Below are 17024 nucleotides of genomic sequence, written 5' to 3'. Positions count from 1 at the left end.
GATAGAGGCAGCGGCAAAAACCTGACCTACCTCAAGCGATCCCAATCCAGATGGCGCACCATCCTATCACATCTTCCGTCTAAAGCGACCAGTGAAAATAAACCTGACCAAAATAAAGGTGAAAACACCTGGAAACGATTTCATCGCAGCAATTTGAAATAATAGGCTGTTGCGTGCAACTGCCCCGCCGCATTCCGGGCATAATCTGGAATTTCACCCGCTTTCTGCCAGTTCAAATGCTGGTAAACGCTTTCGGCGGGTGAGCCGGCTTCGGTGTCAAGGACCAGCAAAAACCGACCGTTTTGGAGGGCATATGTTTCGAGGGTTTGCATCAATCGCGAGGCAATCCGGTGTCCACGTGCGGTTGAATGCACCATCAGTTTCTGGACTTCAGCTCGATGGCGGCCATTTTCCTTCGGGCAGAGCGCCAGTTGCACCGAACCAACAATCGTTTCCTCACACGTTGCGACCCATAACACCAGCTCGTCCTCCGGCGTTGAAAACACATGATGCCAGTATGCTTTCGCGGTGCTGGAAGTGACCGGGTTGAGAAATCCCACCGACGCACCATTGGAGACTGAATCAATCAGCAGTTCCGCAAGTCCATCAATAAAGATCGTTTGAGTGTGATCAACTCTGCGAATGGAAACCAACTTTGGGGCATTCAACTCCTGCATAAACAATTCACTCGTCTTATTTTGGGATTCGGTTCTTTGTCATAAGTGAACCAGGTGGTTAGATTTTGGAAGTGGTTGATTTTTTGTGTATTTCGTGTATTTCGTGGTTAGAAATGAATTGGAATTGTCAGGAAGTCCCTTACTTTTTAAAAGCCATACTTCCCAGGCCCGAAAATAGTACTTCTTCACAACTGGAGCCGAATTGTGCCTGCGGATAGCTCTGACTGACAAGGCGCTGGTTTTTTTCTGAAACGCGAGGCTTGTCTGAATTCTGAAACCACCTATAATCACCGGGCTTTTTAACCATCAGACTGCCTCCTGCCTTTGTGTCCCCCAGTCTTTAAGGAAACACCTGCTTGTTATGTCCTATCCTTCGTCAACCCCTTCTCTGGTAAGGTCTTATATTGCCATTGCCCTTGTTTCGTGCGCAGTTTTGTTATTTGAAATCGCCATTACCCGAATTTTAAGTGTCGTCTCCTGGTATCACTTTGCCTTTCTGGCAGTTTCACTGGCAATGCTTGGCCTTGGCGTTCCTGGGGTTTGGTTTTCATTAAAGAAACCAGGCGAATCCTGGTTAGAGCGACTGTTACTGGTTTCAGGGGTGGTGGTGCCGCTTTCAATCATTGTTTTGTTGAAGGGGAAAATGATTACGCCGCGGACCAATCTGTTGCCGGACCAGCAGATTTTTCTGGATTATGAGACCTATTTGATGGTGGCCTGTGTCTTTTTGCCGCTCTTGTTTTTGGGCGGGGCGGTGTGCCTCCTGTTGATGCAGGCCAGAGGGGCCGATATTGGCCGGATGTATGCGGCTGACTTACTGGGCGCGACATGTGGCGCCCTGGCCCTTGTCCCATTGATGAACACGATTCCAACGCCGGTTATTTGTGCCGGAGCCGGGTTTCTTCCATTGATTGCGGCCTGTGTATTGAAGAAAAAGATCTCGATGGGACCAGGTCTGATGATGGTTTTCCTGATTGGAATTTTTTTCTGGGGAGAACCCGTTCAGCTTCGATACTCAAAATTTAATGTTGAGGGCACCGCCACCTTATATGAAAAATGGACGCCGACGGCGCGGATTACAATTTTTCCAAATACCTTTTTCGGCAACCAGTTAACCAATTCATTTCTGTGGGGCGCCGGAAGGAAGTACGTTCCGGAACCGATTGACCAGCTTTGGCTCCAACAAGACGGCTCGGCTGGCACACCAATCACCCAACTGAAAGGAACCCCTCAAGACCTCAAATTCCTTGATTTTGACGTCACGACCGTAGGCTATCAACTTCGCCCGATTAATCGAGCCTGTGTGATTGGCGGCGGGGGCGGGCGTGACATTTTGACAGCCGTGAAAGCTCGAGTGAAGCAGGTTGATGCCGTTGAACTCAATGCCCATATTGTCGCGGCCTTATCTGGCCCGTTTCGCGAATATTCCGGGGATGTGTATCACTTACCAGGGGTGACTCCCTATGTAAGCGAGGGGCGCAGCTTCCTGACGCATTCGGCTGGCAATTACGGGATGATTCAAATTTCACTGATTGATAGCTGGGCAGCCACGGCGGCGGGAGCCTTTACCTTATCGGAAAACTATCTGTACACCGTGGAGGCGTTTCGATTGTACTGGCAGCGAACCTCTCCGACTGGAATGATTTCCATCAGCCGCTGGTTTGGCGGACCAAATCGCCTCGAAACCCTGCGGCTGATGGTCCTGGCCAATCAGGCATTGAAATTAGAAGGAATTGCCGATCCTCGCCAGCACCTCTGCGCCCTACAGGCTGGAGCCCTCTGTACGCTGATTCTTTCGCGAACTCCATTTGATCCAGCGCAAATTGCAAAAATTGATCAGATTTGTACTGAGCGTGGGTTTGTCCGTCATTGGCCAGTCTCATCTGAAACCCCGGCTGATTCACCCATCGCCGAGGTCTTTCAGCAAGGCACCGAAAAATACACATCGGCTGGGTTGAATTTAGCTCCTCCGACCGATGATCAACCATTTTTTTTCCAAACCATTTCGTTGTGGAAATCAATTGATAAACAAATCCTGAGTTCACTTTCAAAAAATGAGCATTCGGTTGCTTTATTGAGAACATTGCTTGGGCTCATTAGTGGTTTAACCATTGGACTTTTCCTGATTCCATTTTTGTTCCGGCAGAATTGGGAAAGGTCTTCTGATTTTTGGCGTGGAAGTAGCTATTTCTGGTGCATTGGACTGGCCTTTATGCTGGTTGAAGTTCCCTGGATGCAACGGTTTGTACTCTATCTTGGTCATCCGAGCTATGCCACGACCGTGGTTCTGGCAACCTTACTGCTGAGTGCTGGTTTGGGGTCGCTCACAGCTTCGCGGCTTTCGGTGTTAAAGATTCAGAACTGGGGGATGTTGCTGCCGCTCCTGGTGCTGGGAGTGAATCTGCTTCTGACGCCGGTGTTTGAAGCCACGCTTGGGTGGACCTTCTTTCTGCGCTTACTGGTGAGCGTGGTGTTGCTCTTTCCGGCTGGATTGGTCATGGGGTTTGCTTTCCCGACTGGAATGGGTTTGTTCTCAAACCAGAATATGCCCTGGTTTTGGGCTATGAACGGGATTGCCAGCGTGTTGGCCAGTGTTTTTTCCCTGGCGATTGCCATGACGATTGGTTTTTTTTATACCGCGCTCTTTGGCGTAGTCGCCTATGTGCTGGCCTACCTGGTGTTATCCAGTCAACGACCGATTTCAGCCAGTACGCAAAGCCTTGAATCAACCGTAGTTTCTGGTGGGTGACACAACTTTTGGTTCAAGGTGAAAAAAACTTCCAAAAAAATGGGCTGGAGCGCACATCGCTTCAGCCCATTTTTGGATGAACTCAACTTTATCTCAGGCGGAACGCAATGCCTGCACCGCCTGGGCGAGTCGTTCGCCATAGTCGGCATCAGCCTTGCGGAAAGAGCCGATGCTGCGCTCGATCACATCATCACGGGTTACCTGAGCCAGACTTCCGGCAAGATTGGCAATCAGTCGTTCTTTCTCCTCTTCGCTCATCACCCGGTAGAGACTCCCGGCCTGGACAAAGTCATCACCTTCGGCATGGTGTTCCCAGGCATGTGAGCCTGTCACGCCCTGAACCGGAATCCCGGCATAGTGCAGTTCGTTTGACTGGACGGGCCCGCCGTGGCTGTTGGGTTCGTAATTCTTTGACCGCCCGCCATTGCCGTCAAAACGCATCGCACCATCGCGACCATAGTTGTGCGCTTCAGTGGCGTGTGGGCGATTGACGGGAAGATGGGTATGGTTGACGCCAAGCCGGTACCGGTGGGCGTCTCCATAGGCAAACAGTCGGCCCTGCAACATCTTGTCTGGTGATGGGCCAATGCCGGGGACAAAATTCGCCGGATTGAACGCTGATTGTTCAACATCGGCGAAATAGTTGTCTGGATTGCGATTGAGCACCAGTTTTCCAACTTCGATCAACGGATAATCGGCATACGGCCAGACTTTGGTCAAATCAAATGGGTTAAACCGATAGTTGGCCGCATCGGCCACCGGCATAATCTGCATTTTGAGCGTCCAGGATGGAAAATCACCCCGGTCAATGGCGTGGAGCAAATCCAGGTGGTGGAAATTCGGGTTTTCACCAGCAATCCGGGCCGCTTCAGCCGCTGGCAGGCATTTAATTCCTTGATCGGTTTTGAAGTGATATTTCACCCAAAAGGCTTCGCCCTGGGCATTCATCCATTGATAGGTATGCGAGCCAAAGCCGTCCATGTGGCGGTAGGAGTATGGGATGCCGCGATCTCCGTGGAGCCAGGTGAATTGATGTGTCAGTTCCGGTGAATGGGAAAAGAAGTCCCAGGCGTTGTTTGGATCCTGCACGTGGGTGTAGGGGTCGCGTTTCTGTGAGTGAATGAAATCAGGGAATTTCTGTGGATCTCGAATAAAAAAGATCGGCGTGTTATTGCCGACCAGATCATAGTTGCCTTCTTCAGTATAAAACTTGATGGCAAACCCGCGCGGGTCACGCACCGTATCGGCGGATCCACGTTCGAGCGCCACGGTTGAAAAGCGCAGGAAGACTTCCGTGCGTTTGCCAATCTCACTAAAAAACTTGGCTTTGGTCCATTTGGTGACATCGTGGGTAACTTCAAAGTAGCCATAGGCGGCTGATCCACGGGCATGGACAATCCGTTCAGGGATTTTTTCACGATTAAAGCGGGCCAGTTTTTCAACCAGGTGATGGTCTTGCAACAGCACCGGACCATTTGGACCGGCAGTCTGGGAATGCTGGTTATCAACGACTGGCGCACCTGATTCATCGGTCAGGGTTTTGCGTTCGCTCATGGTAAGTCTCCTTATCAAATCGGTTGGAAACAACGGCAACGTGATGTGGAATCCAGTCAAGTATCGCCGCTTCTACTGGATTTTGTGTTAGGCCAGGCTGGTGTTGAAAATAAAGGACTTGTCAGTACCACCTGCGTGAGCGGGTGGGGTTGAAAGCAAACAGCCCCACCCACTGACGCCGGTGGTACTGACTCATTGGTTTTGGAAAAGCAGGGCAGTGTGATGCTTGACGTCCAGGTTTTTCAGGGGGGAGGTACTGAGTAAATGATTGAGAAAAAAGTATTTTTGAGGTTTCAAAAATCAGAGCGTGTGGTACCGGCACAATCAGTATCAACTTGGGGGAGGATACTGTGTGGTGTGCAAAGAATTGCCAGAGTATGCCGCTGGATCACTTTTTCAGCAAGCCGAATGGCCCAGCGGCACCACCTCCAGCGAACCTTACCCTGGCCAGTTGGGGGCAGGCCGACCCATCCAAATCCAGGCGATATAATCAACCCTTGGCGGCTCGCCACCTAGTTCTCTCAATCGCGTATTGACCTGTCCACGGTGATGGGTGCTGTGTGAGGCGACTTGCAGGATGGTTTCACCCAGCGTGGGTACCTGTGGTTTGTACCCCAGTTGTTTTTCAATCATGGCAGCCCAGGGCATTTGGGTTGGCGTTCCCAGATCATCCTCCGTTACCGTGTCAAGATGAGCAAAAATGTCAGGGTATTTTGAGCGAACCCATTCAAGGAGAACCTGATTGGTTTCAAACGTGGGAAGTGTGCTTCCGATTTCAGCACCTTTCCAGATCAGTAAAAACGCCTGTTGGACAATGTGCAAATGTGAAAGGTAGCCCAGCAATTTGGAATCTGGTTCGGATTGAGGCAGGGCCTGGACCGCTGTCCAGACGGTTGCATCCGCCCATTCCATATGCCGCAACAGGTCTTTGTATATATCAAGATTACCCATCGTGAATCCTCCGTAGTGAATGAAGAATTGAGAATGAAGAATGAAGAATTGAGAATGAAGAAACCTTTGAGTGGTGAGTGCTTAGGGATCAATACCTTCCAAGCACCAGTCACCAGGAACAGATCAATTCTTCATCCTCAATTTTACATTCCACATTTACAGATGTCCAAGTTGAGTCAGGCCACTCAGGTTGTCCCATTCGGCCCAGGCTTCAACAATCAGGCCATTCTCAAGACGGTAAATCGCCAGGTAATCAGCTTTCATCCTTTTCCCGGTTGGCGGGAAATTTCCCATTGGTCCGTGCTGCGTTCCCTGAAAGTGATGCCGAACGGCGATTTTGTCGCCTTCACCAAATAGATCTTCAATGGTTTCAATCGCATCTGGAAAGGTGACAAACTCCTGCTGCAGAAAGTGTTTAAGGTCATTCCGGCTTCGAACACCAGGTGACCCCGCTGCAACACTATACCGAATGAAATCGGCAGAAACCAGCTCATCCAACCGATTCCATTCTTGGTGATTGATTGCCTCAACAAAGGCCCGAATAATGGTTTTGTTCGTTTCAACTAAACTCATAAGGTGACTGGTTCGAAAACCCGGAACCCGGAACCCGGAACCCGGAACCCGGAACCCGGAACCCGGAACCCGGAACCCGGAACCCGGAACCCGGAACCCGGAACCCGGAACCCGGAACCCGGAACCTGTTATCTCAGAAACTCCTGAACATCCGCAAGCCACTGCTCTGGTCGCTCCCAATGGAGCGCATGGCCCGTCTCTGGATATATTTTCACTTTTGAATTGGCGATTCCGGTTTCGAGTGCCTGCTGGGCCGATGCCGGAAAAATTGTGTCGTGATCACCTCGCAAAATCAGAGTTGGTGATTGAATCCGGCTCAATTCCGTGGTGGAATCAAAGTCAACCAGGCTGGTGATGACTTTGTGCCAGACGTTGGCTGACAGTTTCTGGCTTTCGGTGATGGCGCGTTCCAGAAACGCATCCGGAATCGGGAAATAGATGGTGCTGACCTGAAATTCACGGATAAATTCAACTGGTACCGGGTCATCCAGCGCAATGACTGCCTGGTGTAAATCCGCAACTTCCGGACAGCGGAGGTTCGTGGCTGAACCAATCAAAACCAGCCGTGCCACCCGATCCGGGGCGGAAAAGGCAACGTGTTGCGCCACCAGACTGCCCATCGAATGCCCCACCACCGTCGCTGATGGAAGGTTCATCGCATCCAGAAAGGCCACGACGTCAGCCGCGAAATCAGGGACGCTGTATCCCGTTTCCGGCTGGTCAGAATCTCCGTGCCCGCGCTGGTCGAGGGCAAAAACGTGGGTAGTTTGGGCCAGCCCATCAATCACCCGGCTATATGAAAACCACGAATCTGAGTACCCATGGAGCAAAATCACTGGCGGGTTGGCTGGGTTCCCCTGTTCGGCATAGTGCAGGCGGACTCCGGTCGAAAGCTGAATATCGGTAAAGCGAAATGGAAACATCGAATCAGACATAGAAAAAATCTCCTGAAATCAACTCGTGAATAATTATATAAGTAGCTGAATATATTGAATTTTAATGAGGTACTGATACATTTGCCCGGTGAGGGCGGTTGGGGTAGGCCAGCTATCTTACGGATGAACTGAAATTCTGACAAGTTGAAAAAGTGGAGTGCGGTGGCTTGATACTGAGCTGGTGAGGTTGTGGTTGATTTTTTCCGTGTTTTCTGTGTTTTCCGTGAGTAGAATACCAAAAATCTATGAACTGGAATGAGTTATGATACCAACCCAACCTGCTCCCGCTGTTGCTCTCAACCGTTCTTCAAAATTCGCCAAAACGTCGGTACTGATCGCCGTTGTGAACCTGGGCATGATGGTGCTGTTGTTGCTCGGAGTCGTGGGAAGTGAAACCCTGCGCGATATCTTCACAGACGAGCGCTGGAGCAAGATGCTGCGCACAACCAGCGATGTGTGCTTTATCTCGCTGATTTATTATGCCCTTTCACTTGGTCCGCTTGGGTTTCTGATTGGCCTGTCGCTGTCAATCATCGGAACCTTCCGAACCGGGCTCAAAAAAGGAATGGGGATCTTTGGGTTTGTTTGTAATTTTGTGTTGTTTGTCGGAGTGGTGATTCTCGATATTGTGATTGGGCTGGCGGCGATTGGGTTATCCGCGCTGGCTCCACGGTAAAATCCGGCAATTCCGGTTGGTGTCCGCATTGGACACCAACCCAAAAACTGCCCTTGTTTCAGATAAAGTGTGGCCAGTCTGGGAATTGCTTCACATAATCTGGATGAACTTTTTTGAGATACATGACTGAATCTCGAATTTCCAGAACCTGAGCAATTTGACCAAAGAAGGCCAGCACGATGCCAAAAGCTCCCAGAGTCATCATGCAAATCAGAAATTCAATTCTGGCATTGGTTCGCATCGTGTTAACCAGAATAATGAAACCTGGAACAAAAACCACCCAACCTAAAATACTGGCCATATATCGTGTCTCATAGTGTGACCGGCAGAGCCAAATTTCCATCTGCCTGTGTTGACTAAGCAAAACCACGATGAGCATAACCAGAAGTGCTCCAATCACCGGAATAAAAATCAGTGGCCAGCGGGGGCGATAACTAAACTGGTAATTTAAACGAACGACATCTTTGTCAGAATTACATTTGAGGCAGCGATGGGGAAGTTTGCATTCATCTTCAACCACGAGGAGATCTCCCTTTTTCCAGGCTCCAGGAGATGGGGTGAATTGGTGGGGTGGTTGCTTTGGAAAAGTACCGGGACGAATCGTTGTGGAGTTATCGGGTGTCTCGGTTTTTTCTTGACTGGGCGAGTTACTCACCTGGAGTGACGCCGCCTGGGCTAACAGTTCCCGTAGTTTGGGAACATTGCGGGCTTCAGTCCAGTTCGTTCCAGCTTTCTTAACCCGGTCCTCGTGGCGGATTTTTCCTGCCAGAATCCAGGCTTTGAGTGTTTCTTCATCAATCGTATATTCGATTCCGTAAACAATGACCTGCCAGAGTTTTAAGGTATCATCAGTCATAACAAGGTATTCCTTTTTTACAGTGACTGACTTGCCAGCAACAAGAAGCGTAACTTCTCAAGCCTGGACTATCAGTCAGGAGTCCTGAGGTTTTTGATTGGTGGCTGTAACCGGGGCATTCTACGGAGAAATGCGAACTTTGACAAGCCAGCTTTATACTCCATAATTCGGGTTTCTTCATTTTTCTATCAAGCGCGAGGAAGCAATGACCGTCAAAGATCTCGAAATGTTGTTCGATTATGGTTACTGGGCCAACCGAAAGCTCTGTGAAGTGATTTCACACCTTCCACCTGGGCAATTTACACAATCTGTCGGAGGGAGTTATGGGTCAATCCAGAACACGATGACCCATATTCTGAGTGTTGAACTGGGGTGGGCGGACCGGTGTGGCGGCCCCAAACGCGGCCCGCGCCTGAACCCGGCTGATTTTCCAACAGTTGAATCCCTGATGGAACGTTGGAACAAGGTTGAAGCCAGCATTCGTGAGTTTTTGAAAGGGCTGACCGACGCAGACCTGACCCAGTCTGTTGAATACCCAAATGATCGAGGTGAACAACTATCAATGCCGCTTGGAGAATTGTTGCAACACGCTGCCAACCACGCCGTCCACCATCGCGGACAGGTGGCGCTGTTGCTAAGAATGCTTGGCCAGTCGCCGGGAAATTTCGATATTTTGATTTATTTTGCGGAGAAACGCGGCGTTCGGGCGTGGTGAAGATAACCAGGAAGTATCAGATTCTCAATCACTTAGTACAAGTTCCTATAAATGGGGGAGGGAATTTCGGTGACTCCGAATTGGCTTTCGCCCGGATGGGCGCCGGACAATAGCCGGTGGTTTGCCGCTTTGGGCACACCACCGGATCTCGGTTCCCAGTGGTTCGCGCCCGGATGGGCGCTGGAAACTGGCCCGACTTCCGTTTTCCGTGGGATTTTCGGCGACTCGCTCACCAGTGTGTTCCAGTGCCCATCCGGGCGAAAACCAATGTTTCTCCCAGCGGGTGGTTGAATTTCGTCCTTCTTTTATGGGGATTTGTACTTAGAAGGGAAAGGATAAGTGCTTTTGTTTCAAATAGATGGTAATAGTTTACCCTCTGCGTCCTTGTGGTTGCAACTTTCAAGCTTCAAGGACTTGAAATAACGTTCGAAAGGGCTCTTTGGCTTTTCCTGGGCCGTTGAGGAAGTAATCGGCGATATCCGGTTGAAGCGGCTCCTGACGCCAGTCTTGAATTCGTTGACGAAGGTCTTCTCTGGTGAGATCTCCGTGATCTAACAACCTCAGGCTATCATTGATTTGCTGTTTCAGGTTTTTGAGCCGTGCTTTACGAGGTCGTTCCAATCCTTCTCGTTCCAGGTTCAGAATTTCCAAGGTTTTAACTGCCCGAGGATTTTTATCATTGAGTGCCACATCCCATCGGGCTATGGGCTGGCCATGTTCCTCATCAAGCAAGAAATAGTCCCATACATTTTCATCAAGTGGATTGATCAATCGCTGATGTTCCTCAGTCGGAAATTGATCGAGTTTAGCCAGGTTACAAATACCACAAGCCCACAAATAGTTTTCCCAGACGAATGTAAGCGTTGGAAAAATTGCTTTTGGTCGGTAGTGTTCCACTTGAGATGGTTCGTTCGAACTACAAAACATACATCGTTCGCCAGGGGCCGCCAGCTCCTTCAAGGTATCGGTTACCGGAATGAACCACTTGCAGTCACGTGCATTTTTGTAGCGGGCAAGCGCTGTTTTTTGAGGTTCCGCAGAATCTTTGATTTTGGTCGTTTCTTGCGCAAGTTTAAGCTGGGTTCTTGGCGGCAAGGGTTTTCGCGGAGGCAACTGGCGCATTTGGCACTACTCCTGGTTCTCTGGAAACTCAAAAACAAGCTGCATGTCACGTTCCAACCTTTCAAAATCGCTTTTCTCAGCAGTGGTCAGCTCAACCTCGGCTTCTTTTTTCGCTTTGAGTCGTTTCCACTGGTCAATTTGTTTTTTGGCCCAGGTGCTCCGAGTTTGTTTCAAACCAAAGGCTTCACCTAACAGGATTTTCTCAGCTCTTCCGAGTCTGATTTTTTCATATTCATGATCATCCAGTCGCCGAGCTGCCCGTTGAGGTTCATTTTGGAGCGGCAAAACATAAATTCCACCTGGACTGGCTGCCTGCACAATCAATGGACTATGGGTCGTGACAATGAATTGAACCAGTGGAAACCGGCTCTTTAACCATTCCGGGAGTGTCTGCTGCCAGACCGGATGGAGATGGGCTTCTACCTCATCAATCAACACAACTCCCGGTTTGTTGATTTGCCACGGAGAATCAGGGTTTTTGGTAAAAAGTCCTTCAACGCCATACACTTCCGCAAAACTATGAATCAGGTCCAGCAGGAGAGCATATACGCTCCGAAATCCATCGCTTAAATCACGCATGGGCAACTCAAGCCCTTCCTGATTTGACAGCAGCACCTGATCAACCGTCACTTTGGAAATCTTCATGTTGTTCGGTAAAAGCCCATCATTGAGGAAGCTGGTCACATTTTCCAAAAGTTGAGCTGATTGCGAATTCGTTCCTTGTTCCAAGGAACGAGCGTGCTCTTTTTTCAACCATTCTTCACTTTCGGTGAGTGCCGCGTCCTCGCGGAAAAGCGTCAGAAATCGGCTTATCACTCCTCCGGCAAGTGTAAAGCGAATCGCATCTGCCGAAGTCCCGGTCAACCGGCGCATTGGCCCATACCCGGCACAAAACCATCCTGAAGCATTGGTGTTCCACAGGCTTCGCTCTGCAATCTTCAGCGGGGACCGGCTTTTTTTATTCGCTTCAAAGATGGGGAGTTGATCTTCTTTGGAAGGCTTGTGCCACTGAACCCCGGCAAAAAAGGGACCAATCGGTGTCGCCCCTTTGCCTTTGAAGGTATCGTGCTCTTTGTCAAAAACCAGTTCCAGGTCAATTGTCCCGCTGGCAGCCGAATAGCGAAGCCACCCTTGAGTCGTCGGGAGCAAAACGCGGCCTTCGACTGGACCAGCCAGAGCCAGCGCAATGCCTTTCAAAATGGTAGATTTCCCCGAAGCATTCCCACCGACGAAGACATTCCACCCGGCATACTGGTCATCTTTGCCAAAGTCGAATTTGACATCTGAAAAAGCCTTGATCTCCTTGAGTTGGAACGATTTAATGTACATTGAGAGGTGAGTTTTTTCCTGTAGGAAGAGTTAACAAGCGAGCTGGAAAACTTCACTTTAAATGACTCTTGGAAGCGCTTCCAGAGGGAAAGGAGATATTCTAAAAGGCTAATCAATAGGTGGTGTTTAGAGTCTTGATCGGTGAAACCCGAAGTTTGGTATTTTCTCTTTTCAGAAAAGAAAAGAACAAGTTATGAGTTTTGCCAAACAAAATGGAAAGGAAAAAGGAACGTTTTTATCAACTATTTACTCACCGTTCGCGTAATAAAAATCCTGTTTCGTAAATTCTTTTCCAGTTTTTGTTAAAATTGTCTTGAAAGACTCTCAAACCCTCAAAAATTGAGCCTGAGCTTCTTCAAAATGAAGTCTGGTCCAGCTTTTTGGTCTTTCATCACATACCTGACGAAACAAGAAAGGTAGAAATTTTTTTATCCGCTTCAATTCTGAGTTGTAATCATACAGGATTGAATCAATTAGTTCAGATTCAATCTCTGAATTTGATGCACTGAGGCTCAGAAATTTCTTGTGATATCAGTTTTCCAGCCAGTTTTGAACGAAAAAGGGAGAAACCTGGAAAAAGAATTCGACAAACTAGATTTTTATTACGCGAATGGTGAGTATTTAGCTTTGAAAATAGTAATTTGAAGATTAATGTTTAATTCCTGTTATATACCAGCCTTTCTGAGGTTTCCAATAAAAGGATACTTCTCTTGATTCTTGTGAGTTTTGTAAATCTTCATTTAAATATCCTGCATCATCATGTTTTCCTTGAAAGTCTCTAAAGGGTTTCCCATTGTATCCTTCCTGTTGAATGTAAAAAGCATAACCAACTCCATTTTTCCAACTCTCTCTTAAAAATTGACAAATCGGTGTACACCCTTCATGGTTCATTATAATAATGGCTGTAGCTGATTCTTCCTTTTGTTTCAATGAGTTTAATGAGAAGGATAATTTTTCAAAAATACGAAAATCCGTCTCGCTGGATAAAGAAAACGACTTCCAAGTAATTGGTAGATCAACCAGAGCAAAACTATAAGAGTCATACAATCCTGGTCGAGAAAATGTTTCCGGGTAAATTTTAAAGCCATGTTTAGTTAGTATTTCTTTTAAAGCTTCTATATTTTTAGTAAATTGAAGCCCAGGTATTATCCAGGTATTATCTTTATCTTTATATAGTTTTGAATACTGTTCTCTTAATCTGCTGGACCTTATTGCATTTGAAAAAATAAATCTATTTAATACCAAATAGGGTTCTTTTTCTTTTTCGGAAAGCGCATTAGCAAATGATTGAATTGCATATTCCTCAGTTAATTGAGGGATAGGCCATTGGATATCAGCATTAGCAACTCTTGAAATACCTAAAATTAATTTACTTGGCACATCCTCTGTAAACTCCAAAATTGTTTCTTTCAATAATCTATTTTCGACTTCCGGTGAATCATTATAATTTGGATAGACTACAGAAACGTAGGTTGTTGTTCTGGTATATACTTTCCCATCCCAAACACTTCTAGTAGTTTGAGTTCTGGTTTCTGTAATTTTCCACTTACATGATGATGGCAAGTAAATTAAGGCACCACGAATTTGTTTGGTTGGATCCCCTCCGCTTCCTGCTACTGTTTCAAAATAATCCTGCCAAAAACCTGGGTTCATTTCAAAATCTGAAACTTTCTTATTGTAATAGTCTTGAATTAAGCGTTCCCAAAGAACTTTCGGATTTCTTTTCTTGATTGCTTCTACTTCAGCCTGAAACTGATAGGTAAGGTCTATTACAGTTTTATAATTCTGATTCTGAAGAGCGGTAATAAATTTGGGTATAACTCCTAGAGATTGAGATTGTTTGTTAACTCTTGTCTTACTTTTTTGTCCGAGTCCTGAGAGCATTTTATTTTGTTCTTGGTAGCGTATCCCATCAAACTTATAAATAACTTGCCAGCCATCATTCCCCGACACAAAACCCACCAGTAGGTCTTTATATCCGTTTGTAACAGTCTTTTGAGGAGTAATTTCGTCTACCTGCCCAGGGCCAAAAACCAGCTTGTAACCAGATTTTGTATTGACGTATATCCATTGCTGACAGCGCCGAGCACCAACACAGGCACAATTGTGTCCATAAATAATCATTTCAGGGTTGCCATCCCCATTTAAATCAACGGGTAAAACACTAACCACTTTTGTAAATCCACCCGCTTCCTCGACACAAGCCCTTGTCACTTGGCCATCAAGTATCATTTGTTGAACTACTTTTTCTTGTACTCCCGGAGCAATTTGGCTACCTGTTTGAGCCAGAACACTGGAAATCCCAAGTGCAAGAATCAGTGATGTTAAAAGTGTGAACTTCCACATTTTTATTCTCCTGAAAATCTCCTAACCTATCCCACTATTCAAAAAATCTGATAGGTAAAGAAATAACACCTTTACATGATCTTTAGTAAAGCTAAAACGGACGTTTTCTCTTGCCTATTTTACAACTCAACCAACCTCAAGCCATTTTCTATTGGTCTATCAACCTTTCTTATTCTATCTCTATTCAAGGAAACCACCCTTGAGCCATCTGTAAGTCACGTTCGGCCATTTCGATGGCTCTTTCTTTCAGCAATTCCCTTAAACCCTGGCGGTTTAAGACTCCATCGGGGGTCAGATGCTTTAATAAAATGCCACTTTCTACCTTCTCAATTGTTATTTCCGCACCTTTGGGAATGTCCATTTCGTGTAAGACGCCGAATAATGCCTGTGGTTGGTAGTAACCTACTTGTAGCAAAGGCATTAGTTTTCCCTCCGTAGTGTTTTCCGTATGGATGCTACCCATTGTTTTGAGAGTGTTTATGGTTGATCTTTGAATTGAGACGCTGTGAAAACAGCCTAAAGAAAAAGCAAAAATCCGTCAAGCGCTTTGTTAGGGAAATTGCCTCATTTTCTACTACTGGTTTGATGCTTTAAAAATGCAGTCTTGTGGGTAAAAATCCATTCATTGAATGAATTGGTGAGATGAACTCATTAAGACCTTGTAACTCACGGTAAAATATCAGAGATAGCAATTGCAATCGCTGGCTTTTCAAGTGAGGATACGTGCTGATCTTCAGTGAGAATGATCATCTCGGAATAGCCGAAACCGAAAGGCTGAAACTCATTAACAACTGGGCTGCGCCGGACTTCAAGCTGGCGGTCAATCAGATTTACAATCCAATACTCTGGAATGCCCATCCGGGCATAGAGGCTGGCTTTGTCAGTCCGGTCATAGGCAAGGGAAGTTTCGGCTACTTCTACAACCAGGATGGCTGTTTGTGGATGGGCATTTTTGAACTGCCGAATCGTTCCCTCAATAATCGCAATATCAGGTTCCGGTTCAGATTTACTTCCGGCATTCAACGGCATCTGCCACCGGGCAAAGAATCCTGGTCCGAATCCCTGTTCCAACGCTCTCCCAACCAGTGCGACTGCCGTAGCGTGCAGGCTTCCCATTGGACTCATTTCAATAACCTGTCCTTCAATCAGTTCAACGTGTTTTCCTTGAAAAAGACCAGCTTCCGTCATTTTGTAGTACTCATCACGGGTCCAAAGATGAATCTGGGGTTCAGTCACGACGGTCATTGTCTATTTCTCCTGCCGTTGATTGGATATTCAAAGAATAATAGATCAGGACGGGAATGCCAAATTTGATTTCGGGAAACTGATTTCAGTTCCTTCACGCTTTGCTATGAAAGCGGCGTCAAGCCGCTGCACTCCAAAGATTGTGTTTGATGCGGTGGTCTTCGGCGAGGGTGTTGGCGTGGGCATCCTGAAAGGCTGCAGTTCGGATAGCCGGTCGGTTGGCCGCTTTGGGCCTACCACCGGACCCAAAGCCTACCATCGTATCTCCCGCACCAGCCCCGCCCCAACGGGGCGGGGCTGGTGCGGGAGGCAGAAGACTAATCGGCTCCGGTGGTAGCTCGCAAAGCCTCGCAACCGACCGGCTATCTGAACTGCAGCTCTTCGAGGTGCAAAACCAGAAACCTACACGTGAAAGGTTCATGGCTCAGGGTTTCTTATTCATTCAGGTTTAAAGCCGCCTGTAAATCGGCCATTTCAAGATCAGGCATTTCTTCCAGGATTTGCTCTGCGGATAGCCCTGCCGCAAAGAGATCAAGAATGTCTGTCACCCGGATGCGCATGCCTCGAATACAGGGCCGCCCACCACACTGGTCCGGGTTAAATGTGATTCGTTCCATTGGAGAGTGCTTCCTTATTAAATGGATGATTTACGTGTTTGTGAAGGCACTCTACCAGAAGCCTGATAAGTTGAAAACTCCGATGTTTGGAGTGTGGTGGCTTGACACCGCTTTGGTATGAAAAGTTGCGTCAAGCCGCTGCACCCCAAAGCGTTGGCTACTTTTTGACATTCCCATAGCGCCGGGGGATGTCGGCATAGTCGCGAATTTGTTGCCAGTACTCCGCCAGGTTTTTGGGGCGGGGCCGCCAGTATGGGTCGGGAAACTGGCGCTGGATTTCGGGCAGGTCCCGTTCGGTCACAAAGTGTTCATCCAGCGTGCAGGCTTCGTATTCGGAAAACGGCTTTTCGTAGATATATCCATCCGCTAGTTGACTGAGGTGGAAGCGGTCGTAACCCGTTGAATAAAAACTGGTATCCGCGAGGTTTCCAAATGGAGTTCCATTCAAGTCAAAGCCGACGCGTTTGTCCGAAAACGTCGCCATGACCTGATCAATCGCGCCACGGGCCGGGTACACTGACTCCATGTCGCCGTTTAATTCTTTCTGTCACAAATCCTGTGATCAAGATTAGGCAGCCAAATCCTCGAAATCCCATAAGGAAGGCCATTGTTGGTTGAGTTCAACGACTTTCAAAACGGCGAGGGCTTTACTGCCCGTGCGACTCCAGCTCATGGCATT

Annotated in this window: 18 protein-coding genes; 4 read left to right on the top strand and 14 right to left on the bottom strand. The window is 47.7% G+C overall.

What is annotated here, in order from left to right; genetic code table 11:
* Positions 1–140: 140 nt before the first annotated feature.
* On the bottom strand, positions 141–677 hold the full coding sequence (locus tag HY774_19545) for a GNAT family N-acetyltransferase (protein ID MBI4750686.1): 537 nt from the start codon (positions 675–677) through the stop codon (positions 141–143).
* A 361-nt stretch (positions 678–1038) separates the two neighbouring features.
* Here HY774_19545 and HY774_19540 point away from each other — a divergent pair, with 361 nt between their 5' ends.
* A complete protein-coding gene (locus tag HY774_19540; GenBank protein ID MBI4750685.1) occupies positions 1039–3426 on the top strand; it encodes a hypothetical protein in 2388 nt (795 codons plus the stop codon).
* Between the two features lie 93 nt (positions 3427–3519).
* Here HY774_19540 and HY774_19535 read toward each other — a convergent pair whose 3' ends face one another.
* From HY774_19535 to HY774_19520, 4 genes are all read right to left on the bottom strand, one after another.
* Positions 3520–4980 (bottom strand): catalase, encoded by a 1461-nt coding sequence (locus HY774_19535; protein ID MBI4750684.1) that lies wholly within the window; start codon positions 4978–4980, stop codon positions 3520–3522.
* Positions 4981–5418: 438 nt separating this feature from the next.
* Positions 5419–5931: a DinB family protein gene (locus tag HY774_19530; protein ID MBI4750683.1), complete on the bottom strand. Its 513-nt coding sequence runs from the start codon at positions 5929–5931 to the stop codon at positions 5419–5421.
* 156 nt (positions 5932–6087) lie between these two features.
* The gene (locus HY774_19525; GenBank protein ID MBI4750682.1) at positions 6088–6504 is read right to left on the bottom strand and encodes an ester cyclase; all 417 of its coding nucleotides are present in this window, start codon (positions 6502–6504) and stop codon (positions 6088–6090) included.
* Positions 6505–6632: 128 nt separating this feature from the next.
* The gene (locus tag HY774_19520) at positions 6633–7439 is read right to left on the bottom strand and encodes an alpha/beta hydrolase (protein MBI4750681.1); all 807 of its coding nucleotides are present in this window, start codon (positions 7437–7439) and stop codon (positions 6633–6635) included.
* A 262-nt stretch (positions 7440–7701) separates the two neighbouring features.
* Here HY774_19520 and HY774_19515 point away from each other — a divergent pair, with 262 nt between their 5' ends.
* Entirely contained in the window at positions 7702–8115 is a 414-nt protein-coding gene (locus HY774_19515) for a hypothetical protein (GenBank protein MBI4750680.1), read from the top strand.
* A gap of 58 nt (positions 8116–8173) precedes the next feature.
* On the opposite strand, the gene HY774_19510 is transcribed toward HY774_19515, so the two are convergent.
* On the bottom strand, positions 8174–8971 hold the full coding sequence (locus HY774_19510; GenBank protein MBI4750679.1) for a hypothetical protein: 798 nt from the start codon (positions 8969–8971) through the stop codon (positions 8174–8176).
* A gap of 205 nt (positions 8972–9176) precedes the next feature.
* Between HY774_19510 and HY774_19505 the strand changes: the two genes are divergently transcribed.
* The gene (locus HY774_19505) at positions 9177–9686 is read left to right on the top strand and encodes a DinB family protein (GenBank protein MBI4750678.1); all 510 of its coding nucleotides are present in this window, start codon (positions 9177–9179) and stop codon (positions 9684–9686) included.
* Positions 9687–9755: 69 nt separating this feature from the next.
* Complete coding sequence (locus HY774_19500) at positions 9756–9977, top strand: hypothetical protein (protein MBI4750677.1); 222 nt, start codon at positions 9756–9758, stop codon at positions 9975–9977.
* Between the two features lie 108 nt (positions 9978–10085).
* On the opposite strand, the gene HY774_19495 is transcribed toward HY774_19500, so the two are convergent.
* The 8 genes from HY774_19495 to HY774_19460 form a co-directional block, all read right to left on the bottom strand.
* Positions 10086–10808 carry a hypothetical protein gene (locus tag HY774_19495; protein ID MBI4750676.1) on the bottom strand — a complete coding sequence of 241 codons (723 nt, stop codon included), beginning with the start codon at positions 10806–10808 and terminating at the stop codon, positions 10086–10088.
* Between the two features lie 6 nt (positions 10809–10814).
* Positions 10815–12137 (bottom strand): ATP-binding protein, encoded by a 1323-nt coding sequence (locus HY774_19490; GenBank protein ID MBI4750675.1) that lies wholly within the window; start codon positions 12135–12137, stop codon positions 10815–10817.
* A gap of 648 nt (positions 12138–12785) precedes the next feature.
* A complete protein-coding gene (locus tag HY774_19485) occupies positions 12786–14483 on the bottom strand; it encodes a hypothetical protein (protein ID MBI4750674.1) in 1698 nt (565 codons plus the stop codon).
* 184 nt (positions 14484–14667) lie between these two features.
* The gene (locus HY774_19480) at positions 14668–14904 is read right to left on the bottom strand and encodes a hypothetical protein (protein MBI4750673.1); all 237 of its coding nucleotides are present in this window, start codon (positions 14902–14904) and stop codon (positions 14668–14670) included.
* Between the two features lie 245 nt (positions 14905–15149).
* Positions 15150–15728, bottom strand: a complete 579-nt coding sequence (locus HY774_19475; GenBank protein MBI4750672.1) for a Uma2 family endonuclease — start codon at positions 15726–15728, stop codon at positions 15150–15152.
* Between the two features lie 118 nt (positions 15729–15846).
* On the bottom strand, positions 15847–15987 hold the full coding sequence (locus HY774_19470; protein ID MBI4750671.1) for a hypothetical protein: 141 nt from the start codon (positions 15985–15987) through the stop codon (positions 15847–15849).
* A 175-nt stretch (positions 15988–16162) separates the two neighbouring features.
* Positions 16163–16345, bottom strand: coding sequence for a DUF433 domain-containing protein (locus HY774_19465; protein MBI4750670.1), 183 nt, complete (start codon positions 16343–16345; stop codon positions 16163–16165).
* A gap of 157 nt (positions 16346–16502) precedes the next feature.
* Positions 16503–16871, bottom strand: a complete 369-nt coding sequence (locus HY774_19460) for a hypothetical protein (GenBank protein MBI4750669.1) — start codon at positions 16869–16871, stop codon at positions 16503–16505.
* Positions 16872–17024 lie beyond the last annotated feature (153 nt).

This window comes from Acidobacteriota bacterium, from assembly GCA_016208495.1.
Lineage (GTDB): Bacteria > Acidobacteriota > Blastocatellia > Chloracidobacteriales > Chloracidobacteriaceae > JACQXX01.
The sequence above is the reverse complement of the archived record's forward strand: the minus strand, read 5'-3'. Positions and strand labels throughout refer to the sequence as shown.